Here is a 25,606-nt window from a genome sequence, read left to right as displayed (position 1 = left end):
ATACCTATGCGCAATCCCTCTGAGCGCAGTGGCTGGACAGCCGCCATGCTGGCGCTGCTCCTGTGGCTGGGCGCGCTGCTGGCGTCCCCGGCCATGGCCGCCGGCGACGGCTTTGTCGCGGTGCCGCCGCTCACGCAGCGGGTCACCGACCTCACCGGCACGCTCAGCGCCAGCCAGCGCAGCGCGCTGGAAAACGTGCTGGCAGAGTACGAGCAGCAGCGCGGCAGCCAGATCTTCGTGCTGATGGTGCCCACCACCGATCCCGAGCCCATCGACGCCTACAGCATCCGCGTGGCCGACGCCTGGCGCGCCGGGCGCAAGGGCATCGACGACGGCGTGATCCTGCTGATCGCCAAGGACAACCCGCCCGGCCTGCGCAAGATGCGCCTGGAAGTGGGGCGCGGCGTGCAAGGCTCGCTGACCGACGCCATGTCCAAGCGCATCCTGCAAGACGTGATGGCGCCGCACTTCCGCCAGAATGATTTCTATGGCGGCATCGCGGCGGGCGTCTCGGCGATCCAGGCCACCATCGACAAGGAAGCCCTGCCCGGCCCGCAGGCCGGCGCCAAGGCCGCCCAGAGCGGCTCGTGGACCGACTGGCTGCCGGTGCTGTTCCCGCTCGCCATCATCCTGTTCTTCTTCATCTCCGCGGCCCGCCGCTCGGGCGGCTCGCGGATCGTGACGCGCGGGCGCGGCTGGGACGCGGCTGCCGGCGGACTGGGCGGCACCCTTGGCGGTCTCGGGGGCGGCGGCTGGGGACGTGGCGGCGGCGGTGGCTTCGGAGGAGGAGGAGGAGGCGGCGGCTTCGGTGGTGGCGGTGGCGGCGGCTTCGACGGAGGCGGCGCCTCCGGCAACTGGTAACGACACATGCCACACTTCAAACGCGCCCTGCGCCATCTCGGCACGCGCCCCGGCGCCGCCAGCAAACTCTTCCCCGCCGACGCCCAGCAGCAACTGCAGCAGGCGGTGCACGCCGGCGAGCAGCGGCACCACGGCGAAGTCCGGGTCGTGATCGAATCCAGCCTGCCGTTAGCGCTGGCCTTCTCCGGCACCAGCCCGCGCGCCCGTGCCCGCGCCCTGTTCGGCGCGCTGGAAGTGTGGAACACCGAAGGCCACACCGGGGTGCTGCTCTATATCAACCTGGCGGATCACGCGGTGGAGCTGCTGGCCGACCGTGGCATCGATGCCCGCGTGGCCCCGGAAACCTGGCGCGCCATCTGTGGCGAACTCGCTAGCGGCCTGGCCCGGGAGCTATCGGTCAGGCCCGTGCTGGCGGCAGTGGAAAAGATCCATCATCAGCTGGCGCAGCATTTCCCCGCTGGCGACCGGCCCAATCCGAACGAGCTCGACGACCGCCCCGTCATGCTGTAGCGCTGCTTGCGCGACGTGCCCCCAGCATGTACCACAGCGCGGCCAGTACCTGCAGCGCCACCAGCCCGCCCCACACGGTCAGGTGCGCCGCCTTCGGGTAGCGGCCCGCATCGGCAGGCCAGAGGTCCAGCACCAGCCCGATGCCGACCTGGCAGGCAAAGGTGGAGAGGAACACCGTCAAGGTCAGCGCCGTGGTGGCGCGCCCGATCAGCGCGTCGGGGAAGCTGCGCGCCAGCACGGCATAGGCCAGGATGCCGCTGGAGCCAAACACGCCATAGGCCGCCCACAGCAGCACCGGCGGCAGCGGCACACCCGCCATGATCAGGCACTGGATCACGATGAACCCGCTCATGCCGACGCCGGCGAAGGTGTAAAGGCTCACGCCGGCACGCTCGAGATGGCGCGCGGCCCAGCCGGCGCACACGCAGCCGCCCATCATGGCAAAGCCGATCACCGACACCAGGCGAGCGCCCTGCTCCGGGGAGTAGCCGGCTACATCCCGCAGGAAGGCCCCGACCCACAGCGTCTGCACCGCCAGGAACACACCTTGATTCAGCAGGGCCAGTGGCACCACGCGCAAAAAGCGCGCATTGCGAAAAACTTGCCAGGTGCCGCGCAGCTGCTCGGCAAGGCGCTGCTTGCCAGCGCGGCTGGTCTCGGGGGCGCCGAGCCACAGCAGCGCCGCCATGGCCAGCGTCAACCCGGCCAGCCCGTAGCTGACGGTGCGCCAGTCGGTCCATGACAGCAGCCAGCCCAGCGGCGCGCCCACCACGACGGCGCCCAGCCCGCCGATCGCCATCACCACCCCATTGAGCAAGGGCATGCGCGACAGGGGGAACCAGATCGACAGGGCCTGGATGGCAGCCCCCAGGCAAACCGACACGCCCACGCCGATCATCAGGCGCCCTGCCGCCAGCGCGGCCATGCTGGTCGCCGAGGCGAACACCAGCGCGCCAGCCACCGCCACCAGCAGCAATGCCGCCTCGGTGCGGCGCGGGCCAAAGCGGTCGAGCATCAGCCCGGCCGGCAACTGGGCGCAGGCAAACCCCAGGAAGTAGAAGCTGGTCAGCAACCCCAGGTCGGCGGCGCCCAGCCCCATTTCGCGGATCAAATGCGGCGCGAAGCCCAGGTTGACGCCCCGGAAGATATAGGAAACCAGGAAACCCAGCGAAAAGATGCAAAGCACGCGCCAGCGCGCGGCGGCCAGCGCAGGATCGCCAGCCCGGGAAGCAGGAGACGGCGCCGCAGCGGCGGGGTTGGATACATTGGCAGAATTCATGTCTGCATTGTCGTCAGTCGCCGCGCGCAACACCAACGAAAGATACCCGCCGCAATTGTGAGTAGAATTTGACGGCAATGACCTCCCGACACCCGAAACCCATCAAGCCTGGCCTGTCCGGCCAGCCCGGCTTGCCCGCCCGCCCGGCTGAACCCGCCCCGCCACCTGAGCCGCTGCGCTCGCAGCGCGCGCCCCACCTGCCCGCGCTGCAGGCACTGCGGGCGCTCGAGGCCGCTGCCCGCCACCGCAGCTTCTCGCGCGCGGCGGAGGAGCTGGCGCTGACCCACAGCGCCATCAGCCACCATCTGCGCGCGCTGGAGGACAAGCTGGGCACCAAGCTGTTCCAGCGCACCGGCCACCTGATGATGCCCACCAATGTGGGCGCGCGGCTGGCCGAGCGGATTCGCGACGGGCTGGCGGAACTGGAAGACGGCCTGCGCGAGGCCAGCAATGGTGGCGCCCCGCAGGTGGTGCGGCTGGAAGTCAGCGTCATGGCCGACCTGGCCAATGCGTGGCTGATCCGCCGCCTGCCGAGCCTGCACGCGGCCCTGCCGGGGCTCGACCTGCACCTGCGGCTGCACGCCGAGATCACGCCACCCGATCCGTACTCGGTGGACGTGGGGATCTGGCACCAGCGCGTGGACCTGCCCGGCTTTGCCTGCCACAACCTGATCGAAGACCATGTCATCGCGGTAGCCAGCCCGGCACTGCTCGCGCGCTACCCCGGCTTCACTCTGGCCGACCTGCCGCGCCTGCCGATGCTGCGCTTCGCGCTGCGGCCGTGGCGCGACTGGCTGGAAAGCGCCGGCCTGCCTGGCACGGAACCCGAGCGCGGGCCGATCTTCCAGGACGCCGGCATGATGCTGCAATCGGCCGTGGCAGGGCTTGGCGTGGCCACCGCGCGCCTGCAACTCGCCAGCGACTACCTTGCCAGCGGCGAACTGGTGCAGATCGGCACCACCCGCATCCCGTCCAGCCTGCATTACTGGGTGACCTGGCGCGAAGGCAACCCGCGCGAGAAGGCCATCCTGCGCTTCCATAGCTGGCTGCAAAGCCAGGTGGCCACCGCCGGCCTGCGCGCGCCGCTTGATGCACCTCAGCCGGGTACCTGAGACCTAGCGCCCGGCCGCCCGCAGCGCCTCGATGCGCTCTCGGGTGAGCGGATGGGTGGAGAAGAAACTGTCGCCATCGTCGCCATCCCCGTTGTTGCCGCCGTCCTCCGCGGCACGCCGGCTGCGGCGCTCGCGCTTGGTTTCGCGCTCGCCGGAGGCGACTGGCGCGCTGGCCTCGCTCCCGGCATCGGCCTTGGCCGCCTGCACTTCCGCCTGCCGGGCGTGGGCATCCTCCAGCGCCTGCAAGACGTCGGCAAACGCCGACACCGGCAAGTGGTTGCGCTGCATGACCTCCACCGCATACGCATCCGCCGCGCGCTCATGGTCGCGCGAGTAGCGCAGGGTCAGGATCGCGGCGGGCACGCCTGCCAGCACGGTGGAATAGTCACCAAAGAAATAGGCCGCCAGCGCGCCCACCGCCGAGGCCTGGAGGATCTGCTGCAGGCCATGGCGCTCGGCCACGTGCCCGGCCTCGTGGGCGAGCACGCCCATGAGGCCCGGGCCCACGCCGGTCAGCTTGACGAGTTCATCCGTCACCACGATGGTGCCGCCCGGCAGGGCCAGCGCGTTGGGCCCGAGCTTGCCACCGTGGCGGAACAGGATCTTGTAGTCGTGGCCCGGATCGGCCGGGCGCTCCAGCGCGGCGAAGTCGGCACGAATCCGCTGCTGCTGCGCCTGCGGCAGGGCCGAGGGCATGAGCAAGCCATGATCGATGCTGCTGAGCGTGGCCTCGCCAAGGCGGGCTTCCAGCGCCGGCGGCACGCTGCGCGCCACCATGCCGGCGCCCCAGGGCAATACGTAGAAATATCCCAGCAGCAGCGCCGCGGCCAGGCCCAGCACGGACAGCAGCGCCAGCCGCCAGCTGTTCTGCGCCCGCACCACCCAGCCCTCGCGGTGGCCGCTGGCGCCGAGCAATGCGGCAAAGCCGGCGTGGTCGGTGACCTCGCAGAAGGCCCCGTCGGCAAACGTGACCAGGCGCGGCGCGCGCTTGACCCGCTCGGAGACGCGCAGCGCGGCCAGCGGCGCGCTGCGCAGCACCGCGCCATCGGCTTCGCGCAGCACCGCATCACGCCCTTCGATGGACAGCATCACCCGATGGGCACGCGACGAGCGGCCGTCGAAGTAAGTGGCGGCTACCGGGGCGGTGGCCGTGGCGTCGGGGATATCCTGCATCAGGGCCTTGGCATCGAAGTGAACGAACTTGGCTGGGCGATGGGTTGGGTCACAGCGCGGTCACAGCGCAATGTCGATGTCGTACCAGTCCACCGCGGCATCGCCCAGCGCGCCAACCTGCTGCGTCTCGCCGGCCACGAAGGCGTCCAGCGGACCCGCAGCGAGCATGGTCATGCTCTCGATACGGTAGCGCATCGAACGCACCCGCGCGAACGGCAGGAACAGGCCCAGCGTCAGTGCATTGGCGATCATGTTGGTGGCGAAGATAAATAACAGGCGGCCCGCCTTGACCTCGCTGCGAAACGCGTGCGGCGCCAGCGTGGTGTGATTCCACACCAGGTTCTGCAGCCGCGCCATGAAGAAGGGGCCGACCGCCATCATCGCCACGAAAAAGCCGATGACAGCCATGATCCCCGCCACCACCGGCGCGCCGATGCCCGCCCCCATGCCAGCGCCAATCCCGGCGCCGATGCCCTTGCCCAGCATGCCGCCGACCACGCTCATCGCCACGACGACCGCCACCATCATGCCGAATGCGCGCAGGTAGACGCCATAGAAGCCGCCCGCACTCGCGCTGATGCCGAAGGGCGCGGTGCCAAAGCGGGTGTTGTCATGCTGGTATTGCTTGAAGCGCTGGTGCGCCAGCGGCGCCAGCGCATAGAGGCTGAGCACCGTGAGCACGGGCCAGAGCAGGAACACCTTGTAAGCCTGGGCATCGCTCCCCGTGAAGGCGAAGCGCAGGCCGCGGTAGCTGGAGTTCGCCATGCGAAAACGCAGGGACCGTACCAGCAGCAGCGGAAACACCACCGCCACAGCCAGGCCCAGCGCCAATGCCAGGAACAGGGAAATATGGCTGGCAAGCTGGAACACCATCGCCAGGCCAAACACGATGGCGCGGCCCTTGAGGATGGCGGAGGCACGGCCGTGGTAGTCGAAGCTCGCACCGTCCAGGCGCGTGTTGCGATAGAAGTACTGCATCGTGCGGACCTTGGCCCAGGCCGAATAGATGCCCAGCGTGACGATGGTCAGCAAGGTATTGACGATCCAGATGCGGAAAAACTCGGAGCCCGAGCCAATGAACTCGAACCGCAGAGGACGCACAGTGGCGGCCGGCTGGTCAAATGCCGCTGCTTGGAACGTGTTGTTATCTAGCTGCATCCTGCTTTCTCCCGTGAATTGTGCAATTTGGCGATACGCCGGCTAGCCCCGGTACCCGCACGCCGCGCGACGATATCTCTTATCCCGGCATAGCGGCCAGCAATGTATCAGGAATGTAACCAAATCGATCGTATTCGCCCGCCTAGGTGGGAAGTTCCCTACTCATCCAACAGGGCGAGGAGCAGCCCGGGCCAATGTGAGTCAGCCAACATTCACCCACCGATCCGGCTACATCTTTTGTCGCCGCTTCACTCTTCTGGCACATGTCCCAACCTGTATGCCAACCCTTGCCGAAGTTGACATGCGCTATGACGCACAGGCGGCCTACTCCGGGTCGTATCACGACTGAAACCATTCGCACGGTCGTGCGGCGACTGCTCCACCACCCGAATACACCTGCGCAATTACCCTCGCGCCGCCTCTGCCTTAGGGTCGCGGAAAGCATCTTGCGCGCCCTATCGCGCACTTGAAGATGCCAATAAGCACTCAATACATCGCTTTTCGACGGCATGACGATGTTGCAGTGCACGCAAGCGGCGGTCAAGGCAGTAACAACAAGGAAACATCCTGTTACAAGAAATCGGCGATGTAACAAGTGGCCAAAAAACATCATCAATTAAATCAAAGACTTAGCGCCGCTGGCATGTTCGTCGCTCTTATCCTCGTTACAAAGACCAGAGCGACCGGATAGACGAACACGGTACGCCAGGGATGTGGAGCAAAGGGGTAAAAACCACCAGCGAAAACATCACGACAACAGATTGAACGGGGGGGTGGAGCGGCGGCCGTGACAGGGCGCGCTTCGCGGGGAGGTTTGGCGCTGGGCCAGCGCAACTTTGAGTATCCATGGCCCACGCCGCACCAGTGATATGCAACGCACCGGTGCGGTGATCACAAGCAGTTTTGCAGCATTTTCAGGCGCGGGACCGATTCCTGAGGGAGGAAAGAATCGGCCCGCGGCACCTACCAAGGCGCAAAAAGCCGCAGAAACGGCAATGCGCCAGGTGAGGATCAGCCGGTTGGCACGCCAGCCTGGCAGGTTCCCTGGAAACTGGTGGAGCCGGGAGGCCCGCCTTGTCGTTTGCGCACCGGGGAGACAGCGATTCCTACATCGCTGTAGCGCCAGCGTGCATCCGTCATCGAGGAATCCCCCTGTCTTGGCCATGGCTGGTATCACCGGCCGAATCCTGTGCCCGATCTCAGCGGGCGCTTTTTTCCCTTTAACCATGACGTGAAGGAGAAGGACATGAACACCATGTTCGCGGGTATCAAGCACTTTGTTCGTGAAGAAGATGGGGCTGCAGGCGTTGAGTATGCGCTACTGCTGACCCTCGTGGCAGTGGTCCTGGTCTCCGTTGGTGCCGGCATGGGTACCAGCGTCAGGACGATCCTCAATGCGATCGCAGCGGGATTGAGCACCGCCGCCACCGCCGCCGGCTAAGGCTAAATCTCTTCCGGGATCCAGACCAACGCCATCTGAAGCGGCGTTGGTCTGGTTGGCCGCTTTTTCCCGTTATCCATGACGTGTGAAGGAGATGGACATGAACACCTTGTCCGAAAGCATCAAGCGCTTTGTGCATGAAGAGGAAGGGGCAGCGGGCGTCGAGTATGCGCTTCTGCTGACCCTCGTCGCAGTAATCATTGTCTCGGTCGGTACCGGCATCGGTGGAAGCGTCAACGCGATTCTTAACGCAATCGCTGGCGGCTTGAGCGCCGCCGCCACCGCCGCCGGTTAAGGCCAAATATCCTCAGGGATCCAGGCCAACGCCATCTGCATCGGCTCTGGTCTGGCAAATGACCTTTGCTGTTTGCGAGAAATGCGGCGGGGCAAGTTGCCCGCCTCAGGTACTGCAAACGCCTTATTGGGACATGCCCTTATGACAACCGCACCCATCCTGGCAGATTTGAGCCTCATCGCGCTCGTGACCACCGCTGCCGTCTGCGACATACGCTCGCGTCGCGTTCCCAACTGGCTGGTGGGCTCGGGCCTGGCTATCGCCCTTGGTGTGCAGTGGGTGGTGTGTGGTCCCGCTGCTGGAAGCTGGGCATGGCTTTCCGGTATGGCAACAGGCTTGGCGCTGTTCATCGGTGTCTACCTGTTGGGCGGCATGGGAGCGGGCGACGTAAAACTGATGGGGGCAATTGGCGCCTTCACCGGGCCGCTAGGCGCCGCGCATGTGGCCGTGATTAGTTGCCTCGCCGGGGGGGTGCTGGCGCTAAGCATGATGTTGCTTAAAAAGGAGTCGCGGCAAACCCTGGCGAGTCTCTCAACCTTGCTGCTCTCGCTACCGTTCGGCGCGCGCGCCATGCCATCGGTGAACGACGAACAGCGAACCAGCCGGAGCATCAAGCTGCCATTTGCCGTGGCGATCGCCGCGGGCACGCTGCTGGTGAAATGGGGGACGCTCTGAGTCGCCGAGCTGGCACGACGGATAGTGGAGTTGAGCAATAGAGCAAAAAGACAATCCGTTCCGCTATACGAATAGGATCGCAAAACTAAGCAGGTCTCAAATAAAAGGCTTCGGACCAGAGGCCTAAGGGGGAATAGCAATGAGCCAAGACCAACGCCAATCGAGGCCAACAGAGCCCTCGCCTGCGCCGCACAGCATCAACCGCTGGCGACGCAGCTGACCAGCGCGCTTTACCCGCATCACGCTCACACAGCCTAGCTGACCGGTATTGCCGGCCAGCGCCGGACGCCCGTTGCCTGCGCTCGTACGCTAGCAACGAATATGTCCACAACCGAGGAGGTCTCGCAAAATGAAAAACCTGCGCATCCTGATCATGCTGGTCATCGCCGCCGCCGCCGGACTGGGCGCGGTGGGATTCGCCTCGCGCTGGCTGTTGCAGCAAAGCGCCAGCGGCGTCACCAAGGTCGCGGTGGCCGCCACCGATATCAACCTGGGCCAGCGCCTGACTCCAGAGTTCGTCAAGCTGGTGGACTGGCCCACGGCAAGCCTGCCGCCGGGCGTCATCAACGATCAGCGCGCCATTGACGGCCGCGTGACCAAGACCAGTGTGCTGCGCGGCGAGCCAGTACTGGAATCCAAGCTGACTCCGGTCGGTACCAAGGGAGGCCTGTCTGCGGTGATTGCCGACGGCAAGCGCGCCATCACCGTGCGTGTTAACGATGTGGTGGGCGTGGCCGGCTTTGCCCTGCCCGGCAGCTTCGTTGACATCATCGTCAACACGCAGAAAGAAGCCGCCAACAAGAACGCCACCAGCGATCGCTCAGAGCAGTCGATTTCAAAGATTGTGCTGGAAAAGATCCTGGTGCTGGCAGTGGCGCAGGAGGTCAATCGTGACGAGACCCAGCCCAAAGTGGTCAATGCGGTGACGCTGGAGGTCTCTCCCGACGAAGCCGAGAAGCTTGACCTGGCACGCAGCGTGGGCACCCTCTCGCTGGTACTGCGCAACCAGGTGGACCCGCGTCCGGTGGAAACCGCGGGCGCCACCAAGAACACCCTGCTGAAGGAACCTGCTCTGATTGCCGCTGCCGCACCCGTCGTTAAAACAATAGAAGTAGTGCGCAGGGTTGCCGTTGCGCAAAAGGCTATCTCCAGTACCTGCGTGGGGGTCATTAGCGGTATCCATCAGAACCAGGAATGTTTCTGAATCACACGCGTAAGAACAACAAGCAATGCAGTGCCAGACCCTGCTTTGCAGGGTCAACCATCCGGGGGAAAGACATGGACCGAATCATCGACCTCAGCGGCGTACGGCGCCGCATCGGACCGCAGCTAACCACGACGGCGGTGGCTGCCGCGGCCCTGGGCGGAATGTGGCTGGGCGCCGCACAGGCGCAGACAGCCGACGCCAACGCACAGGCCCAGACTCACGTAGCCGCAGCGCAGCCGCTCAAGCTGGCCGCCAGTGGCCCAATCCAGTTCACCATTGGCGCAGCTAACGTGCCTGCGGCGCCCGCGGATGGAGGCAGCAAGACCCCCACCTGCAGCAGCGCGGCAAGCGAGCCGGAACAGGTGGTATTGCCTGTCGGCAAGTCACGCATGCTGTCGCTGCCGGAGCCGGTGCGCACGCGCACCTTGGGTAACCCGAGCATCGTCCAGGCCATGCTGGTCTCGCCGCAAACGCTTTACCTGCTCGGGCTGGACGTGGGCACCACCAATATGATCATGCAAGGCAAGAGTGGCCGCTGCAGCGTCATCGACGTCATCGTCGGCGCCGACCCCGGCGGACTGCAGGCGACCTTGCACGATCTGCTGCCCGAAGCCAGGCGCGTGCGCGTGTCCGCTGCTGCCGACAGTCTGGTGCTGACCGGCACCGTGGCGGATTCCGTCCAGGCACAGAAGATCCTCGATATCGCCAACGCGTTCGTCATGCGTCAGGTCCGCAGCCCATTGCAGGCACCACCGCAACAAACCGGCGCCCCTGGCGCACCGATGCCGATGCTTGCCATGAATGGTGCCAACATGGGCAGTATGGGATTGGGCGCAATGGGGGCGGGAGCAAGTGGTGGCCAGCCCCTGCGCAGCCCCCGTATCATCAATATGATGTCGGTGGAATCGCCGCAGCAGGTGATGTTGGAAGTCAAGGTCGCAGAGGTCTCCAAGACCCTGATCGACCAGATGGGCGCCGCCGTCAACCTAAACGGGGCCTTCGGCAGTTGGACGTTCGGCCTGCTGGCCAACTTCCTGTCCGGCGCGACCGACCTGCTGCAGTTCAGCAAGGCCAATAAGCTGCCGCTAAAGTTCGCGCTGGATGCGCAAAAGGGCGATGGCCTGGTCAAGATCCTGGCTGAACCCAATCTGATGGCGATCAGCGGCCAGGAAGGCAGCTTCCTGGCTGGCGGCAAGGTCTTTATCCCCGTGCCCCAAAGTAATGGCACGGGCGGAACAACCATCACGTTGCAGGAAGAAACCTTCGGCGTCGGCCTGCGATTCACGCCGACGGTGCTGGAAAACGGCCGCATCAACCTGAAGGTAGCGCCCGAGGTGTCTGAGCTGTCGCCGACCGGTGTGGCGCTGACCGCGCCCAATGTCGCGGGCACTACCATCCTGCCGCTAATCAACACACGCCGCGCTTCCACCACGCTGCAGGTCATGGATGGCCAGAGCTTTGCCATCGGCGGCCTGATCAAGAGCAATATCACCGGCAGCCTCAAGGCCCTGCCTGGCGTCGGTGAACTGCCGGTGGTCGGCGCCCTGCTGCGCAGTACCAACTTCCAGCAGGACAGGACCGAGTTGCTGTTTGTGGTTACGCCGCGGCTGGTCAAGCCGTTGCCGGCCAACTACCCGATGCCGACTGACAGTTTTGGCCCCACGATACCGGGCGCGGTCTACCTCAACGGCAATATGGAAGGACACCCCACGAGTCAGCCGGCCAACAACCCGGCACCAGCCGCCTTGCCAGCGCCGCCCGTGCCGTCTGCGACACCCACTGCACCGACCACCAGCATCGAGCCGCCAGCGGCCGCGGCTGTTGTGGCGGCCGATGTCAGCCTCCCTGCAAATGCAGCCCCAGGTACGGACGTCATCCAGTAATCCGTCGCCCGCCACGATCAAGGAGAACATCATGAAGATCATTTCGATACTGGGTCGCATTGGGCTGTGCTGCGGGCTTGGTGCCACGCTGGCCGGCTGCATGACATCGACGCCGGTCTATGACACCCGCTTCGGCGACGCCGTGCGTACCGTGCGTTCCATGCAGACCCTCAATCCAGTGGCTTCGCTCAACAACGACCCCGTCGACGGGATCGACGGCCGCGCTGCCACGGCCGCGATGGACCGCTATAACACATCGTTTAGTGCGCCCCAGTCCGACCCCAATGGCTACGCGGTTGGCGTCGGCAGTTCCGGCGGATCATCGCTTAGCTCCATGGGCCGGTAGGGCAGGAAAACCGCACGACAGGCAAGCACACCGCTTCGGGGAGCAACAGAAAATGGCAAAGATCGCAGTGGTTTCCGCCGATGAGACACGCCGGCAACAAATCGCCGCGCTGATTGCGCAGGCCGCCAACCACGTGGTGCAACAGGTGCACACTACGCCGACGCGCGCCCTTTCCCAACCGGGATTGACGCAGGGGAGCGACCTGCTGATCCTGGAGGCGCGCAGCTTTTCAGCCGACGACCTCAGCCAGTTGCGCCGTCGCCTGGCCAATCAGCAAGACACGCTCTGCATGCTGGTGACCGAGAGCCCCTCGGCCGACCTTCTGATGCAGGCCATGCGCGCCGGCGTGCAATGCGTGCTGCCGTGGCCACCCGATGCGCAGGAGTTTCGTGACGAGTTGCAGCGCTGTACCAGCCACGCCATCGGCAGCAGCCGGAGCGAGGGCCAAGTACTGTCGTTCCTCTCGTGCAAGGGGGGCAGCGGCACCAGCTTCATCGCCGCCAACCTCGGCCACGTGTTGGCGGAAAAGCACAACAAGCGCGTGCTGCTGGTAGACCTGAGCCAGCAATATGGCGATGCTGCGTTCCTGGTAACCGATCAGGTCCCACCAGCCACGCTGACCGACGTCTGCAGGCAAATCGACCGGCTGGACACGTCCCTGCTGGATGCCTGCGTCACCCATATCGGCAAGGACTTCGATGTATTGCCTGGAGCTGGCGATCCGGTCAAGGCGGGCGAGATCAAAGCCGCGCACCTGGAGCGCATCCTGGCATTGGTCGTCCCGCAATACGATGTGGTGATCTTCGACGTTGGCCAGGACATCAATCCCGCATCCATTCAGGTGCTGGACCATAGCAACCTGATTTATCCCGTACTGCAACTCAATCTGACCTACCTGCGTGCCGGCCGCCGATTGCTCGATATATGCCAGTCGCTTGGCTATCACGCCGACCGACTGCGGCTGATTGTCAATCGATACGACAAACATGCGCCAATTAGCCTGCGCCTGTTGGAAGAGACGTTCGGTATGCCGACATCCCACTCGCTGCCGAACGATCCGGTGCCAGTGCGCGACGCCATCAGCCAGGGGGTACCGGTGCAGCAACTGGCTGAAGGCAGCCAGATTGCCCGCGCTCTGGTGAAGATGGCAAGTCAGATTTGCCCGGAGAGCGCACCCCGGAGCGAGGGAATTTTGAGCAAGCTGTTCGGTCAAGGCAACCGGGTGGCACCCGCCATGCGTCTAGAGCGGCAGGCCTGATCCAAATCTTTTGAGCGGAGCGCATCATGTCACTGCGAGAACAACTCTACCAGCAGGCGGGCGAAGCCCTGCCCCAGCGTATCGCCCATGCCAATGGCACCGCCAGTGCGGCCTACCAGCAGCTAGCCAAGGAAATCCACCAGACCATCATCGAGCGCGTGGAACTGGGAAAGCTGCAGCAACTGGCGCCGGAGCAGGTCAAGCGTGAGCTGGCGCAACTGGTGGAACGCATCATTGAGGAAGGCAATCATCCCGTCAACGAGGCCGAACGCCGCAGTCTGGTGTCGGACGTGCAGGACGAGATGCTGGGCTATGGCCCGCTTGAGCCATTGCTCGCTGACCCGACCGTCTCCGACATCCTGGTCAACACGGCGAAACAGGTCTATGTGGAACGCTGCGGCAAGCTGGAGCTGACCGATATCACCTTTCTCGACAATGCGCATCTTATGCGGGTAATCGAGAAAATGGTATCGCGCGTGGGGCGTCGCATCGACGAATCCAGCCCCATGGTAGACGCCCGCCTGCCGGACGGTTCACGCGTCAACGCCATCATCCCACCTTCGGCGATCGACGGCCCGCTGCTATCTATCCGGCGCTTCGCGGTCAAACCGCTCACCGTCGAAGACCTGATTGGGCGACAGACCTTCACCCCGCAGGTAGCGCAACTGCTGGAGGCCATGGTGAAGGCCAAGCTCAATATCCTGATCTCGGGCGGCACCGGCAGCGGCAAGACCACGCTACTCAATATCCTGTCCGGCTTCATTCCCGCCGACGAGCGCATTGTCACCATCGAGGACGCAGCCGAGTTGCAGATGCGGCAGAACCACGTGCTGCGGCTGGAAACGCGGCCGCCCAATATCGAGGGGCGCGGAGAAATCACGCAGCGCGCGCTGGTCAAGAACGCGCTACGCATGCGCCCCGACCGGATCATCCTTGGCGAAGTGCGTGCCGGCGAGGCGCTGGACATGCTGCATGCGATGAACACCGGCCATGAAGGGTCGCTCGCCACCATTCACGCCAACACCCCACGCGATGCCCTGACTCGGCTCGAGAACATGGTGAGCATGGCGGGACTGTCGCTGCCGACCAAGACCATGCGTCAGCAGATCACCTCCGCGCTGACAGTGGTGGTACAGGTCTCGCGCTTGACCGATGGCAACCGCAAGCTGATGAGCGTGCAGGAGATCACAGGCATGGAGGGCGAGATCATCAATATGCAAGAGATCTTTACCTTCAAGCGCAAGGGCGTGGACCGTGATGGCCGCATCAAGGGCCATTTCTGTGCCACAGGCGTCCGGCCAAAGTTCTCGGAACGCCTGCAAGCCTTCGGCATTCAGCTGCCGGAAACACTGTACGACCCCACCGTGCAACACGAAGTCTAAGGGAGGACGGATCATGGACACCACGATGCTGGGCTTCGCACTCTCGCTCTTTGTCGCCATCGTGCTTCTGGTGATGGGGACATACCAGTGGTGGCATGGTCGCCATAGCCAGACCGCGCGGCGACTCAGCCAGCGCCTGCAGGCCGCCCTGCTGAACAGCGCTGGTCACGGCAAGGATGGCAGTATCCTGAAACAGCGCGTGCTGAGTGAGTCGCCGGAGTTGGCACGGCTGCTGCAGCGGTTGCCACACTCCGCCGCACTCGATCGGATGCTGCTGCAGTCCGGCCTGGACTGGTCGGTGGGGCGCCTTATCTTGTTCACCGTCACGCTGCCAGCGATCATGGCCGGCCTGGGACAACTGCTCTTGATGCCTTTGCCGGCCCTGCTCATGCTTGCCGCAGGCATCGCCGCGCTGCCGCTGCTGTACGTTCGTCGCTGCCGCGGCAAACGGCTGCTTAAGCTCGAGCAACAATTGCCCGAGGCGGCCGACATGATCAGCCGTGCCTTGCGCGCCGGACACTCGTTGCCCAGTGCGCTTAGCATGGCCGGAGATGAACTGCCGGGCCCCATCGGCACCGAACTTGGCATCGTCTTCAGCGAGATCAATTACGGCGTGCCGATGAACGATGCCCTGACCGGCCTGACCGATCGCGTGCCCATCGAGGATTTGCGCTACCTGGTTATCGCGGTGCTAATTCAGCGTGAGTCTGGCGGCAACCTGACCGAGATTCTGGACAACGTCGGCGCCATCATTCGCAAGCGCCTGCAGTTGATGGACAAGGTTCGCGTGCTTTCCGCGGAAGGTCGGCTGGGCGCCTGGATTCTGACCATGTTGCCGCCGGCGGTGGGAGGGGTCCTGTATACGATCAATCCAAGCCTCATTGTCTCGCTGTGGACGGATCCGACTGGCATTCGTCTGCTCTGGGTTTCGACGGCAATGACGATCTTCGGCGTGATATGGATGCGGCGCATCATTCGCATCCACGTCTGACAACCAGCCCTTTACATCGGAGGCGGGACCAACCCGGAAAAGCATGCTGATCGCGCAAATCGTATTAATGGCGGGAACCTTTTTGATCGTGTTCGGCGCCGCCTGGATCGCGATGTCTGTACTTCGCCAGAATGTGGTGCAGCGGCGCGTGAGCCAGATCAACCAGGAAAATCCGCCGTCCTGGCTGGACAACAAACAAGCAGGCTGGCTGAAGAAAATCGAGCAGGTCACAACGCCGCTTGCCCGGCTGTCGATCCCCAAAGAGGGCTGGGAATCCTCGTCCCTGCGCACTCGCTTTATGAATGCCGGCTGGCGTGCACCCGAGGCAATCCCTTTCTATTTTGGTGCCAAGACCCTGCTGGCTTTCGGCCTCCCGCTGATCTTGTCTGCGTTCTTGATCGGGCGCTTTGACCACAGCCATCAAACATCAGTCCTGTATCTGCTGCTTGGTTCGGCAGTTCTGGGGTTCTACCTCCCCAACCTCATCCTTCGGATCAAGATTGACCGGCGCAAGCGTGACATCTTCGAAGCGTTCCCCGATAGCCTGGACCTGATCATGGTCTGCGTCGAAGCCGGCCTCGGACTGGATGCCGCAATCCTGCGCGTCGTCGAGGAAATGCGCGGCGGCCGCCGCGCGATGGCCGATGAATATGAACTGCTGACGCTGGAACTTCGCGCGGGATTGCCTCGGGAGAGGGCTCTGCGCAACCTGGCCATGCGCACGGGGGTGAGCGATGTCGACATGCTGGTCAGCATGCTGATCCAGGCCGATCGCTTCGGCACCAGCGTGGCCGACTCGTTACGTGTGCATGCCGACATGCTGCGTACCAAGCGCCAGATGCTGGCAGAGGAGCGTGCCACCAAGATCGGAACCAAGCTGATGTTCCCGTTGATCTTCTGCATTTTCCCTTCGCTATTCGTCGTGCTGCTTGGTCCTGCCGCCATCCAGATATCCGCAGCGCTGGGGTCGGTTGCAAATCAGTAACGCGTATTTTGACGGAGATTACTACCATGCCCACTTACGCAAGAGCTATGAAGCCACTGCATCGGCGTGGCGCGTCGAGCATGTCCGGCGCCGCTGGGGTCGAATTCGCCCTTGTGTTTCCCCTGCTCCTGTTGGTCGTGTTCGGGACCATCGAGTTCGGGACGGCACTCTATGACCGGGCCATCATCACCAATGCCAGCCGCGAGGCAGCGAGGGCGGGGGTAATGCTCCAGACAACCCCGATGACCACTAGTGCAATTCGCACGGTAGCGCTGAACTATAGCCAAAACAACCTCGTGAACTTCGGCACCGCCACAACTCCCACTGTCACCGTCACCAATCTTGACGGCAACACTAACACTGGAAGTCGCTTGCAAGTGCTCGTGTCCTATACGTTTAACGGCTTGCTGCTCGGCCCGCTCCTTGCCCCCCTTAACGGTCCGCTACAGATCAACGCAGCAAGCATCATGAAGTACGAATAAAACCAATTCCAACAGTCACGCAACGAGGTGCGCAATGAGACCCCATGGAAATCGTACCCGCCGCCAGCGCGGTGCGGTCGGCTTGATGACCCCTTTTCTGCTGACCTTCATGCTCGCGTTTACCGCATTGGCAATTGATGTGGCCCGTTTGATGATCGTGCGCAACGAACTACAGAATGCGGCGGATGCGGCGGCCTTGGCGGGAGCCGGTGGCCTCTATCCGCCCGACCCAGCCAGTCCCACCTCGCCCAACTGGGCAAACGGCATAACGCAAGGCACCCAGGCGATCACGTTAAATGCCACCGAAGGCGTCAAGCTGGTTAGCGCCCAGGGTCAGGTGCAATCCGGCTACTGGGACCTGAGCCGTGCCAAAGGCCTGCAATCGCCCGGCACCCCGGGCACGCCTGGGCCGAACGATGCGGCTGCCATCCAGGTTACCGTCAGCCGCACCACCGGCACCAGCAATAGCCCGGTCAGCATGCTATTGGGTTCGTTCTTTGGCATCGCCTCCGAGCCGGCCCGGGCCACGGCGGTGGCGGTGATTGCCGCGCCAGGTGCCGTGGGGCCAGGAACGCTTCTCCCGCTGGCGATCGGCCTATGCCAGTACCAGAAGTACTGGGACTCCACCAAAGGACAACCCAAGATCGATCCCACCACCAACCAGCCTTATGTATTCAATATCAATGACAGTTACAGCTCCGCGACGGACGGCCCCTGCGATAACGGACAATGGACTGCCTTCAATGCTACCGGACAGGTTGGCGCGTCCACGGTTACCAGCCTGATATCAACCGGCAATACCAGCACGCTCTCAATTAATCAAAATATTATTTTTCTGAATAACGGGGTTGCTGACAGCGTATATAAGGCTGTTCAGCCGCTGATCGGCCAGATCGTGGCGATCCCAGTGGTGAGTCAGGTCGTACCCGGGCAATCGGAACCCATCGTTGCTTTTGCTGCGTTCAAGATCACGGCAGTGAGCAGGACCGGAACTCCAAAATATATTTCTGGGTCTTTCGTTGGCAACTACAAGATACCCAACAGCGGCGGCGGCGTTGGGCCGTACTACGGCGCTTACGTGCCGCCGCGCCTGGCCGGGTAGAACTGATTGAGGAGGGAGGAAGAGAGTACCGGATTCCATTTACCCCATCCACGACCGAAACCCGCAGAGGCAAGGCATGAGAAAGATAATCAGGGGAGCGCCATGTTTCTTTGACACTTGGCAGGCGGCATTCTCTATTGAACTAGTGGAGGCGCACCGTGGGCTCTGAATTCACAAAGCAGGAGATTGAAAGCGCCATCGCCCGCATTCTTCAAGGCATTCCGACGCGAATTGGCCGTGCGCGGCGACTAAGTATCGCTGCCGTTGCCGAAGAAGCGGGTGTTTCCAACGCCACCATCCACAAGCGCTATCCCGCGGTGGCGGCGCAGATCCGCGGAATCCTGAAAGATGGTCGCGAAGCCATCATGACTGAGCAAAATACCGAAATCTCGGTTCTGCATCGGCAGCTGGCGGAGATGCGAAAGGCGCTGAAAAAGCGGGAAGGCGAAAACCGTCGCCTCAAGCTCGTGAACATTTTGTTGGCAAGAGAGATTCGGGCGCTAAGGGAAGAGCTGGAAGAGTGCGCGCCCCTCCCTGACGGCCGAAGCCGTGTCAGCGAAGCATCGACGAGTTTAGAAGACAAGGCAACCATCGGTGGCTCGTGTCGTACTTGAACACGATCCGCGACGGAGGCGGTTGGGACAAACCAGTTTGCAAATGCAAATAGCCGTTAATTGCCGCAATCCTTAGCCTGCGCACGCTGCGACTGCCGTCAAGCTTCCCCTCGAGGCGGGTCATGGGGATTGGGGCACACCACCTAAGAAGAACGAGAGGCTTTGGGATAGAAATCCACTAATAAGACAATCAGGGGGCCCTATGTTTGACATTCAGTCTGCGCAGCTTGTAAAGGAACCGGTTCCGACGATGACGCGTCTTCGCGAAATGGCGATGGAAGTATGTCTACGAAGCGCCACCGCATTTCTGTTCGCTGCCTTCGCCTATGCGGCGATCAAGCACTGGCTCGCTGACCCAACGCGCATCACGTTGCTGCTCATTGTCGCGACGGAGTGCCTGACAGTTGGTCTGTCGCTGATAGTACGGGTACCGGCCCGGCGCGATTGGAGCCCCCTCGCCGTGCTCTGCTCGCTCTTTGGCACTTACTATTTCCTTGCGATTCAGCTCGCACCCGGTGTGCGGATCTTGCCCGAGGCGATCGGCGCCGGTCTGCAGATTGCGGGGCTTGTATGGCAGATCTTCGCGAAGGTGTCGCTGCGATGCTCGTTCGGACTATTGCCGGCCAATCGCGGGATTGTGTCGAGCGGCGCATACCGGGTCGTGCGGCATCCGATATATCTCGGCTACCTCATCGCCGACATCGGCTTCCTGCTCGCGAATTTTGGGCTGCAAAACGTGCTCGTCTATGCTGGGCAGTTCGTACTACAGGGTGTTCGTATCGCACGCGAAGAGAAGCTTCTGTCTGACGATCCCGAGTATGTGGCATATCGGGACAAGGTACGCTTTCGCGTGCTGCCGGGCATCTTCTGAGCCAACCGGGTTTTTGACGTTCGCGATGTAGAATCCATGCATATCCGCGCCTGGGGCCAGCGCACGGACCGCATGGAGCCAGCATGAAGATCCGCATCCTCAGCGATCTGCACCTCGAACACGACACACCAGCAGCGGTGCCCGACTGCCCCGCCGACCTGGTGGTGCTGGCCGGCGATATCGCCAATGGCCGCGCCGGTGTCGACTGGGCCGCGCGCACCTTTTCGGGGCCGGTGGTCTATGTGCCCGGCAATCACGAGTACTACGAGAGCGCCTTCGAGCAAGTGGACGCGGAGATGGCGCAGGCCGCCGGGGCGGCGCCACATGTGCGCGTACTCAATGACGCGGTGGCTTGTTTCGACAACCTGGCAGGCGAGCCGGTGCGCGTGATCGGCACCACCTGGTGGACCGACTACGCGCTGTTTGGCGCTGGCCGGCGCGATGAGTCGATGCTCGCCTGCGCTGGCGTGATGGTGGACCACCGCCTGATCGAGGTGGCGGATGGCGACGGCCAGCGGCGCCGCTTCACCACCGCCGACGCCCTGGCGCGGCACGAAGCGGCCAGCGCCTGGCTGGCGGCGCAGCTCGCCGCGCCCTTTGCCGGCAAGACGGTGGTGGTAACCCACCATGCGCCGGATCTCGGCAGCCTCGACCCGCGCTTCTCCCATGACCTGGTCTCCGCCGGCTTTATTTCGCGCAGGCCGGACCTGGTTGCGCAGGCCGACCTGTGGGTGCACGGCCATACGCATACCGGCTTCGATTACCGCCTGGAAGATGCGCGCGTGGTGTGCAACCCGCGCGGCTATATCCGCCGCAAAACCGGTGAGCCGGAGAACCCGGCCTTTGACTGGTGCTACACGGTGGAGCTCTGAGCCTTTCCCGCGACGGCGCGCCTTCGGCCGGTACTGTCGCCCCAAAAACAAAAACCCCCGCCGGCTCGCGCCAGCGGGGGTTTTTGCTACTACGGGTGATGCGGGTACAGCAGGCTGCCGTTTGGCAGGCCGGCAGATTTACATCATGCCGTCCATGCCGCCCATGCCGCCCATGCCGCCCGGCATTGCCGGAGCCGATTCATCCTTCGGCGTTTCGGCAACTGCGCAGTCGGTGGTCAGCATCAGCGATGCGACCGAAGCAGCGTTCTGCAGCGCGGTGCGGGTCACCTTGGTCGGGTCCAGCACGCCCATTTCCACCAGGTCACCGTACTCGCCGGTGGCGGCGTTGTAGCCGTAGTTGCCCTTGCCTTCGATGACCTTGGCCACGACGACCGAAGCTTCTTCGCCAGCGTTCAGCACGATCTGACGCAGCGGCTCTTCCATGGCGCGCAGCACGATCTTGATGCCAGCGTTCTGGTCAGCGTTGTCGCCGGTCAGGTTAGCGATGGCAGCGCGAGCGCGCAGCAGGGCCACACCGCCGCCGGGGACAATGCCTTCTTCCACGGCTGCACGGGTTGCGTGCAGTGCATCTTCCACGCGTGCCTTCTTTTCCTTCATTTCGACTTCGGTGGCTGCACCAACCTTGATCACTGCAACGCCGCCGGCCAGCTTGGCCACGCGTTCTTGCAGCTTTTCACGGTCGTAGTCCGAGGTCGCTTCTTCGATCTGGGCACGGATTTGCTTCACGCGTGCTTCGATCGAGGCTGCGTCGCCGGCGCCGTCGATGATGATGGTGTTTTCCTTGCCGATTTCGATGCGCTTGGCTTGACCCAGTTCTTGCAGGGTTGCCTTTTCCAGCGTCAGGCCGATTTCTTCAGCGATCACTGCGCCGCCGGTCAGGATGGCGATGTCTTCCAGCATGGCCTTGCGGCGGTCGCCGAAGCCCGGAGCCTTGACGGCGGCGGTCTTCAGGATGCCACGGATGTTGTTCACCACCAGGGTCGCCAGGGCTTCGCCTTCGACGTCTTCAGCGATGATCAGCAGCGGGCGGCCCGACTTTGCCACTTGTTCCAGCACCGGCAGCAGGTCACGGATGTTCGAGATCTTCTTGTCGAACAGCAGGACGAACGGGTTGTCGAGGGCGACAACTTGCTTTTCCGGGTTGTTGATGAAGTACGGCGACAGGTAGCCGCGGTCGAACTGCATGCCTTCCACGACTTCCAGCTCGTCGGCCAGCGACTTGCCGTCTTCCACGGTGATCACGCCTTCCTTGCCGACCTTGTCCATCGCTTCAGCGATCAGCTTGCCGATCACTTCGTCGCTGTTGGCGGAGATCGAGCCAACTTGCGCGATTTCCTTGCTGGTGGTGGTGGTCTTGGTCAGCTTCTTCAGCTCTTCAACCGCGTTCACCACAGCCTTGTCGATGCCGCGCTTCAGGTCCATCGGGTTCATGCCGGCGGCAACGTACTTCATGCCTTCGCGCACGATCGACTGGGCCAGCACGGTTGCGGTGGTGGTACCGTCACCGGCGTTGTCGCTGGTCTTGGAAGCCACTTCCTTGACCATTTGCGCGCCCATGTTCTGCAGCTTGTCCTTCAGCTCGATTTCCTTGGCCACGGACACGCCGTCCTTGGTCACGGTCGGGCCGCCGAAGCTGCGCTCCAGCACCACGTTGCGACCCTTCGGGCCCAGGGTAACCTTGACTGCGTTGGCGAGAATGTTCACGCCTTCGACCATCTTGGCACGGGCGGCGTCGCCGAATACTACGTCTTTAGCTGCCATGTTCTGAATCTCCTAAATCTGTACGAATGGGGTGCGTGGATTACTTGTTCACCACAGCCATGATGTCTTCTTCGCGCATGACCAGCAGTTCCTGGCCATCCACCTTCACGGCCTGGCCGGCATACTTGCCGAACAGCACGCGGTCACCCACCTTGACGTCGAGGACGATCGAAGCGCCCTTGTCGTCCTTCTTGCCGGGGCCCACGGCGAGCACTTCACCTTGATCAGGCTTTTCGGCAGCGTTGTCGGGAATCACGATGCCGGAAGCGGTCTTGGTTTCATTGTCCAGACGCTTCACGATCACGCGGTCGTGCAAAGGACGCAGATTCATACGGACTCCTTGGTACAAAAAGTGATTTTTGGTTCACAAAAAATGACCGCCAGCACTGACGGCCAGCAGAATTAGTACGTCGGGAGAGGTCTGTTAGCACTCATGCCCAACGAGTGCTAATTATAGGGACGGGGGGTAGCGTTTTCAAGTCGACGACTTGATACGTGTTTACCCTGGAATTGTGAAAATCGTTACGGGGCCTGGCCGCGCGGCGAAATCTTTATTCGCGTCCTGATGGAATCCGGACGGATTTCGTCGAAATAAAAGTTATCCATGGATCACCAGCCCAATGTCTCCGGGCCGGATCATCGCATGCCACCCGTGGTGTTGCCTGCGGCACTTTCGCCCGCTGCGCAATGCTCAACGTCACCCACCTCCACGGCGACGTGACACGATGTGACAAGAAGCCACCCCATTCAAAACTGCATGGCAAGAGTACAGAAGCGTTGATTTACGAGCGCGCCGGCCTGGCCAAGAATGGTCACACCAACCCGGCTCAAACCCATCGCTGGTTCATCGCCAATCTACCCGGAGCGCATCATGCCCCACCCCACCATGCAGGCCCTCATCGTCGAATCCGCCGGCGCGCCGTTCACGGCGGTCCAGCTTCCCAAGCCAGTGGCCGGCCCCGGCCAGGTGCTGGTGCGCATCCTGGCCAGCGGCGTCAATCCGCTCGACACCAAGATCCGCGCCGGCCAGGCGGAGCACGCCCGCCAGCCCTTGCCCGCCGTGCTGGGCCTGGACCTGGCCGGCGTGGCCGAAGCCGTGGGCGCGGGCGTGACGGCTTTCGCGCCCGGCGACGAGGTCTATGGCATGACCGGTGGCGTGGGCGGCCTGCAAGGCTCGCTCGCGCAGTACGCGGCGGTCGATGCCGACCTGCTCGCGCGCAAGCCCGCCGCGCTGTCGATGCGCGAAGCCGCCGCATTGCCGCTGGTGTTCATCACCGCGTGGGAAGGCCTGGTCGACCGGGCTCGCGTGCAGCCCGGCCAGAAGGTGCTGGTGCATGGCGGCGCCGGCGGCGTGGGGCATATCGCGGTGCAGATCGCCCGCGCGCTCGGGGCGCAGGTCTACGCCACGGGCTCGGCCGCGCAGAAGGCGATCATCGAGGGCTATGGCGCCACCGCGATCGACCACGCCGCGACATCCGTCGCGCAGTATGTCGAGCAATACACTGCGGGCGAGGGCTTCGACGTGGTCTACGACACCGTGGGCGGCGCGGTGCTGGACAATTCTTTTCTGGCGGCGCGAACCTATGGCGGTCATGTGGTGAGCTGCCTGGGCTGGGGCACGCACGCGCTGGCGCCGCTGTCGTTTCGCGCGGCCACGTATTCAGGCGTGTTCACGCTGATGCCGATGCTCACCGGCAAGGGCCGCGCGCACCACGGCGAGATCCTGCGCGAAGCGGCGCGGCTGGCCGATGCGGGCAAGCTCTGCGTGCGGCTCGATGCGCGGCACTTCACGCTCGACAGCGCCATCGATGCGCATCGCGCCATCGAGACCGGCACGGCCAAGGGCAAGCTGGTGGTGGAGATTGCCGGGGACTAAGCGCCTGCGCTACTGCCCAGGCGCTCGATGGTCGCATCCAGGAAGGCGCGCAGCCGCCCCAGGCGGCGCAGGTCGCGGTGATAGCCCACCCAGACGTCGCGCCCCGGCGGCGCCTCGCCCAATTCGATGGCCTGCAGGCCGCCGATGCGCTCGGCCAGCTCGCAGGGCAGGACAGCCAGCCCCGCGCCCGCCGCGCACAGCTTGGCCTGCGCCTCGCGGCTGTTGCTGCCGAATACTACCCGGGCGTTCGGCAGCTGCTTGCGCATCCAGGCCACGTCGGGCAGGCCCGCGAAGCCCGCATCCAGCGTCAGCAGGGCATGCCCCTCGCCATCGCCCGCGCGCGGCGGTGCCATGCCGGGCGCCGAGTAAAGCGCGTAGTCCATGTGCATCAGCTTGCGCTGCACGATATCGGCCTCGTCGAAGGCGCGGATGCGAAAGACCAGGTCCGCCTCGCGGCGTGCCAGGCTGAGCAAGCGCGCATCGGTGACCAGTTCCACCGCGACGCGCGGATGGGCGCGGATAAAGTCCGCGATCACCGGGGTCAGCATATGCACGCCAAACCAGTCGGACGACGAGATCCGCAGCAGGCCGTCCAGCTCCCGCGCCTGGCCGGACAGCTGGCGCTCGAAAGCCATCGCCTCTGCCTCGATACGCTCCGCGTGGGCGAGCACGGCGGCCCCTTCATCGGTCAGCACGTAGCCGTCGCTGGTGCGCTGGAACAAGGCATGCCCGACGGCATCCTCCAGCGCCTTCAGCCTGCGCCCCATGGTCGGCTGAGTCTGCCCGATCGCGCGCGCGGCGCCGCCCAGGGTGCCGGCACGGGCGATCGCCAGGAAGATCTTGATATCGCTCCAATCCATCCGGGGAATTTGCTGAAGTATTTGCTGACGTTACTGAAGTTATGTTTGGGAGGTGCCGGATTCAGCGCGGCCAGGCAAGTCGCGGGCGGCAGCGCGATGATGGCACGGCGGCGTGGCGGGAACAATGGCGGGCACGCCGGGCTCGGGCCGGCATCCCGTCAGCTTCTGGTGGAGGGCGCCCGGCCTTCCAGGGCCCAGTAGTCAGGCACCTCCCGGCTGGGACTGCGCAGCACCAGCGTGTAGCCGCACCGGCGGCAGCGGTAGGCATAGGCGGCGCCGTCCTGGGCCTGCGCATCGGCGCGCGCGGCCTCGAGGTCCTCGTGCGGCGGCAGGTGTCCTGGCCTGCCGGCCTGGCGCTTGCATCGCTCACACGGCAACATGGATTTACCTCAGGTTGTTAGGGAGCATGGTTCCATCTTGTACAGTCGGATCGCAGCGGGCGAATTGGTGCAATGCACCATAATTATAGGCGCTTTGCGACTCCTTTCCAGATATATAGAGAGCGATGAGTCGCCGTGCGGTGCAACGAAACGATGCCTCGGCATGAGCGCTGCTGCCAGGCTAGCGGGCAGGGAGCGCGGGCGCCGTGAG

At 63.8% G+C, this 25,606-nt stretch carries 26 protein-coding genes; 19 read left to right on the top strand and 7 right to left on the bottom strand.

From position 1 onward, the window contains the following. Window positions 1-6: 6 nt before the first annotated feature. The gene (locus ACX12D_RS04425; RefSeq protein WP_459373076.1) at window positions 7-861 is read left to right on the top strand and encodes a TPM domain-containing protein; all 855 of its coding nucleotides are present in this window, start codon (window positions 7-9) and stop codon (window positions 859-861) included. Between the two features lie 6 nt (window positions 862-867). Next, window positions 868-1,371, top strand: a complete 504-nt coding sequence (locus ACX12D_RS04420) for a TPM domain-containing protein (RefSeq protein ID WP_459373075.1) — start codon at window positions 868-870, stop codon at window positions 1,369-1,371. Here ACX12D_RS04420 and ACX12D_RS04415 read toward each other — a convergent pair. Next, window positions 1,361-2,650: an MFS transporter gene (locus ACX12D_RS04415; protein WP_459373074.1), complete on the bottom strand. Its 1,290-nt coding sequence runs from the start codon at window positions 2,648-2,650 to the stop codon at window positions 1,361-1,363. The two genes, ACX12D_RS04420 and ACX12D_RS04415, sit on opposite strands and share 11 nt — an antisense overlap. A gap of 77 nt (window positions 2,651-2,727) precedes the next feature. Here ACX12D_RS04415 and ACX12D_RS04410 point away from each other — a divergent pair, with 77 nt between their 5' ends. Further along, window positions 2,728-3,762 (top strand): LysR substrate-binding domain-containing protein, encoded by a 1,035-nt coding sequence (locus ACX12D_RS04410; protein ID WP_459373073.1) that lies wholly within the window; start codon window positions 2,728-2,730, stop codon window positions 3,760-3,762. A gap of 3 nt (window positions 3,763-3,765) precedes the next feature. Here ACX12D_RS04410 and ACX12D_RS04405 read toward each other — a convergent pair whose 3' ends face one another. Together ACX12D_RS04405 and ACX12D_RS04400 are read right to left on the bottom strand one after the other, a co-directional pair. Next, window positions 3,766-4,935 (bottom strand): M48 family metallopeptidase, encoded by a 1,170-nt coding sequence (locus ACX12D_RS04405; protein WP_459373072.1) that lies wholly within the window; start codon window positions 4,933-4,935, stop codon window positions 3,766-3,768. 60 nt (window positions 4,936-4,995) lie between these two features. Continuing rightward, window positions 4,996-6,093, bottom strand: coding sequence for a YjgN family protein (locus ACX12D_RS04400; protein WP_459373071.1), 1,098 nt, complete (start codon window positions 6,091-6,093; stop codon window positions 4,996-4,998). Window positions 6,094-7,348: 1,255 nt separating this feature from the next. Here ACX12D_RS04400 and ACX12D_RS04395 point away from each other — a divergent pair. The 15 genes from ACX12D_RS04395 (at window position 7,349) to ACX12D_RS04325 (ending at window position 20,497) form a co-directional block, all read left to right on the top strand. Then, the gene (locus ACX12D_RS04395; protein ID WP_459373926.1) at window positions 7,349-7,534 is read left to right on the top strand and encodes a Flp family type IVb pilin; all 186 of its coding nucleotides are present in this window, start codon (window positions 7,349-7,351) and stop codon (window positions 7,532-7,534) included. A 100-nt stretch (window positions 7,535-7,634) separates the two neighbouring features. Then, window positions 7,635-7,829 carry a Flp family type IVb pilin gene (locus ACX12D_RS04390; protein WP_459373070.1) on the top strand — a complete coding sequence of 65 codons (195 nt, stop codon included), beginning with the start codon at window positions 7,635-7,637 and terminating at the stop codon, window positions 7,827-7,829. Between the two features lie 141 nt (window positions 7,830-7,970). Next, the gene (locus ACX12D_RS04385) at window positions 7,971-8,504 is read left to right on the top strand and encodes an A24 family peptidase (RefSeq protein ID WP_459373069.1); all 534 of its coding nucleotides are present in this window, start codon (window positions 7,971-7,973) and stop codon (window positions 8,502-8,504) included. Window positions 8,505-8,853: 349 nt separating this feature from the next. Continuing rightward, window positions 8,854-9,708 carry a Flp pilus assembly protein CpaB gene (gene cpaB, locus ACX12D_RS04380; RefSeq protein ID WP_459373068.1) on the top strand — a complete coding sequence of 285 codons (855 nt, stop codon included), beginning with the start codon at window positions 8,854-8,856 and terminating at the stop codon, window positions 9,706-9,708. 74 nt (window positions 9,709-9,782) lie between these two features. Next, complete coding sequence (locus ACX12D_RS04375; protein WP_459373067.1) at window positions 9,783-11,594, top strand: type II and III secretion system protein family protein; 1,812 nt, start codon at window positions 9,783-9,785, stop codon at window positions 11,592-11,594. 31 nt (window positions 11,595-11,625) lie between these two features. Then, window positions 11,626-11,940: a hypothetical protein gene (locus tag ACX12D_RS04370; protein WP_459373066.1), complete on the top strand. Its 315-nt coding sequence runs from the start codon at window positions 11,626-11,628 to the stop codon at window positions 11,938-11,940. 52 nt (window positions 11,941-11,992) lie between these two features. Beyond that, the gene (locus ACX12D_RS04365; protein WP_459373065.1) at window positions 11,993-13,198 is read left to right on the top strand and encodes an AAA family ATPase; all 1,206 of its coding nucleotides are present in this window, start codon (window positions 11,993-11,995) and stop codon (window positions 13,196-13,198) included. A 26-nt stretch (window positions 13,199-13,224) separates the two neighbouring features. Next, window positions 13,225-14,580 carry a CpaF family protein gene (locus tag ACX12D_RS04360; protein ID WP_459373064.1) on the top strand — a complete coding sequence of 452 codons (1,356 nt, stop codon included), beginning with the start codon at window positions 13,225-13,227 and terminating at the stop codon, window positions 14,578-14,580. A 13-nt stretch (window positions 14,581-14,593) separates the two neighbouring features. Next, window positions 14,594-15,571, top strand: a complete 978-nt coding sequence (locus tag ACX12D_RS04355; protein ID WP_459373063.1) for a type II secretion system F family protein — start codon at window positions 14,594-14,596, stop codon at window positions 15,569-15,571. A 43-nt stretch (window positions 15,572-15,614) separates the two neighbouring features. Further along, window positions 15,615-16,556, top strand: coding sequence for a type II secretion system F family protein (locus ACX12D_RS04350; RefSeq protein WP_459373062.1), 942 nt, complete (start codon window positions 15,615-15,617; stop codon window positions 16,554-16,556). A 26-nt stretch (window positions 16,557-16,582) separates the two neighbouring features. Beyond that, window positions 16,583-17,038 carry a TadE/TadG family type IV pilus assembly protein gene (locus tag ACX12D_RS04345; protein WP_459373061.1) on the top strand — a complete coding sequence of 152 codons (456 nt, stop codon included), beginning with the start codon at window positions 16,583-16,585 and terminating at the stop codon, window positions 17,036-17,038. Window positions 17,039-17,072: 34 nt separating this feature from the next. Beyond that, entirely contained in the window at window positions 17,073-18,140 is a 1,068-nt protein-coding gene (locus tag ACX12D_RS04340) for a pilus assembly protein TadG-related protein (RefSeq protein ID WP_459373060.1), read from the top strand. A 158-nt stretch (window positions 18,141-18,298) separates the two neighbouring features. After that, on the top strand, window positions 18,299-18,754 hold the full coding sequence (locus ACX12D_RS04335; RefSeq protein WP_459373059.1) for a hypothetical protein: 456 nt from the start codon (window positions 18,299-18,301) through the stop codon (window positions 18,752-18,754). A gap of 202 nt (window positions 18,755-18,956) precedes the next feature. After that, entirely contained in the window at window positions 18,957-19,625 is a 669-nt protein-coding gene (locus tag ACX12D_RS04330; protein ID WP_459373058.1) for a methyltransferase family protein, read from the top strand. Window positions 19,626-19,708: 83 nt separating this feature from the next. Continuing rightward, window positions 19,709-20,497, top strand: coding sequence for a metallophosphoesterase (locus tag ACX12D_RS04325; protein ID WP_441640591.1), 789 nt, complete (start codon window positions 19,709-19,711; stop codon window positions 20,495-20,497). 138 nt (window positions 20,498-20,635) lie between these two features. Here ACX12D_RS04325 and groL read toward each other — a convergent pair whose 3' ends face one another. Next, window positions 20,636-22,279: a chaperonin GroEL gene (gene groL, locus ACX12D_RS04320; protein WP_459373057.1), complete on the bottom strand. Its 1,644-nt coding sequence runs from the start codon at window positions 22,277-22,279 to the stop codon at window positions 20,636-20,638. Window positions 22,280-22,319: 40 nt separating this feature from the next. Continuing rightward, window positions 22,320-22,610 (bottom strand): co-chaperone GroES, encoded by a 291-nt coding sequence (gene groES / locus ACX12D_RS04315; RefSeq protein ID WP_006160236.1) that lies wholly within the window; start codon window positions 22,608-22,610, stop codon window positions 22,320-22,322. A gap of 540 nt (window positions 22,611-23,150) precedes the next feature. On the opposite strand from groES, the gene ACX12D_RS04310 reads away from it, so the two are divergent. Beyond that, complete coding sequence (locus ACX12D_RS04310; protein WP_459373056.1) at window positions 23,151-24,155, top strand: zinc-dependent alcohol dehydrogenase family protein; 1,005 nt, start codon at window positions 23,151-23,153, stop codon at window positions 24,153-24,155. On the opposite strand, the gene ACX12D_RS04305 is transcribed toward ACX12D_RS04310, so the two are convergent. Continuing rightward, window positions 24,152-25,015: a LysR family transcriptional regulator gene (locus ACX12D_RS04305; protein WP_459373055.1), complete on the bottom strand. Its 864-nt coding sequence runs from the start codon at window positions 25,013-25,015 to the stop codon at window positions 24,152-24,154. The two genes, ACX12D_RS04310 and ACX12D_RS04305, sit on opposite strands and share 4 nt — an antisense overlap. 158 nt (window positions 25,016-25,173) lie before the next feature. Continuing rightward, window positions 25,174-25,395: a hypothetical protein gene (locus ACX12D_RS04300; RefSeq protein ID WP_459373054.1), complete on the bottom strand. Its 222-nt coding sequence runs from the start codon at window positions 25,393-25,395 to the stop codon at window positions 25,174-25,176. Window positions 25,396-25,606: the final 211 nt, after the last annotated feature.

The sequence above is a fragment of the Cupriavidus sp. PET2-C1 genome, assembly GCF_054515855.1.
The sequence above is the reverse complement of the archived record's forward strand: the minus strand, read 5'-3'. Positions and strand labels throughout refer to the sequence as shown.